This window comes from Arthrobacter sp. Hiyo1 (assembly GCF_001263615.2).
Lineage (GTDB): Bacteria > Actinomycetota > Actinomycetes > Actinomycetales > Micrococcaceae > Arthrobacter.
In genome coordinates, this window is record NZ_DF952470.1 from 303,651 (window position 1) to 305,721 (window position 2,071).

General features: G+C 62.7%; 2 protein-coding genes and 1 pseudogene. All 3 read left to right on the top strand.

The annotated features are described in order from the left end of the window. Nucleotides 1–684, top strand: a 684-nt coding sequence (locus AHiyo1_RS10310) for a polysaccharide deacetylase family protein (RefSeq protein WP_059388509.1), incomplete at its 5' end; no start/stop codon positions are given. A gap of 26 nt (nucleotides 685–710) precedes the next feature. Next, nucleotides 711–1,111: pseudogene (locus AHiyo1_RS10315) on the top strand (MmcQ/YjbR family DNA-binding protein). Between the two features lie 300 nt (nucleotides 1,112–1,411). Beyond that, entirely contained in the window at nucleotides 1,412–1,822 is a 411-nt protein-coding gene (locus AHiyo1_RS10320) for a hypothetical protein (RefSeq protein ID WP_253257258.1), read from the top strand. Nucleotides 1,823–2,071: the final 249 nt, after the last annotated feature.

A 2,071-nucleotide genomic window follows, 5' to 3' on the forward strand; every position in this document is an offset into this window, starting at 1 on the left:
TCCGCAAGCGCCGCGATGAGTCCCACGCCAAGCCCTGCGGGTCCCGGGCGGCTCCGGAACCCCTTCGTCCCCGACTTCACGCTGCCGCCAATCCAAGGCGGACTGGCTCCCGTGATCACCAAAATCCCCACCAAACATCCCGTGGTTTTCCTCACGATCGACGATGGACTGGTCAAGTCCCCGGAAAGCGTCCGGCTCCTCGCGGAGAACGGCTACCCGGCAACGCTCTTCCTGACGAGCAACACGGTCCGCGACAACCCCGCCTTCTTCAAGACATTCATGGCGCAGGGGAGCCTGGTTGAAAACCACACGGTCAGCCACAACGTCAACATGACCACTCAATGGGGTTACCAGCGGCAGCTTGACGACATCGCAGGAATGCAGGATTTCGCCCTCCAGCAGTACGGCCGCAAGCCCACACTATTCAGGCCTCCGGGCGGTGCCTATTCGACCGCCATGCGGCAAGCCGTGGCCGCCGCCGGCTTGAAGGCGATCGTTACGTGGGAGGCCAAGGCCAATGCCGGGCGGATGGACTACCAGTACGGCAATTCCCTCCGGCCGGGCGACATCGTCCTGATGCACTTCCGCCCCGAATTCGCGGCGGACTTCGAGGCCTTCCGCTCGGCGCAAGTGGCTGCTGGCCTGGAAGTGGTGCTCCTCGAGGACTTCCTGGACGTTGCGTGAGGCGATCGGTCCGCTAGTCTCGCTACATGGACGCTGCGACACTCCGCCAAATCTGCCTTGCTTCCCCGGGAGCTATGAAGACTTCCCGTTCGGCCCGGAAACCTCGGTCTTCAAGGTCCGGGCCGCCGTATCCGGCGGATCCAAGCAGGAAGGCAAGATGTTCGCCGCATCCGCCATGGACGACCAGAACCTGGCAGTAAGCCTCAAATGCGATCCCGCCTTGGCCGTGCAACTCCGCTCGGCCCATCCGGAAATCACCGGTGCCTGGCACATGAACAAGACGCACTGGAACGGCGTGCGCCTGGATGGCGCGCTCCCTGACTCCATGGTCCGGGACATGGTGGAGGATTCCTATGACCTGGTGGTTTCCTCGTTGAGCCGCAAGCAGCAGGAGCAACTGGGCTGGGCCCGGCTCGCCAAGGACTGACACGCGGACCCCGCCTGCCGCTTCGGCTAGATTGTGAGTGGACTGCACCTTCCATCGCCTCGAAGCAATCAGGAGGAGCCAGATGCTGGAACAAAAGACCCTCGATGAGCTGTGGAATTTTGAGGACCCCGCGTTGTCGGAAGCCCGATTCCGCGAAGCCATGGCCGATCCCGCCTACGATCCCTTTGAACGGGCCGAGCTCGCCACCCAATTGGGCCGGGCAATCGGCCTGCAGGGCCGCTTCGAGGAGGCGGACGCCTCCTGGACGGGATCGACGCCGAAGAGGAGCCCACCATTGCGGTGCGGATCCTCCTGGAGCGCGGCCGCCTGCTCAACTCCGCCGGCCACCCTGCCATGGCCGTTCCGCTCTTTGAGCAGGCCGCCGAGATGGGCGACCTCCTGGGCGAAGATTTCCTCGCTGTGGATGCACTTCATATGCTGGCTATCGCGGACTCCGGCCACCAGGAATCGTGGACGCGCAGCGCGCTTGAGTACGCGTCCGCCGTCGAGGATGCACGCACCAAACGGTGGATGGTTTCCCTGCACAACAACCTCGGTTGGGCGATGTACGACGACGGTCGCCGCACCGAGGCGATGGTGGAGTTCCAGCTCGCCGAGCAATGGGCTGAGCGGGTAGGAACCGAGCAACAGCAGCAATGGGCGCGCGAGGCTATCGCCCAGTGCGCAAAATCCCTGAATTTACGGGGCTAAAACACCCAAACGACCCCTCCGGACGGCAGAATCGTCAGATCACATTTTGACAAAAGTTGATTGAAACTGCCCTAAAATATTGCTTTTCAATCACTCGTGGTGAAGTATGTCACACGAAGGGCGCGTCGCAGCGGCGGTGCCCTGACCGATCGACTGCCGGCCGAGGCGCCGTCAGCGTGAGGTACTACGAGTCTCTGGAGGGTTTTAGGATGAACGTTCAGCAGCAGTCTTTTGCACGCCGCGGTTTCC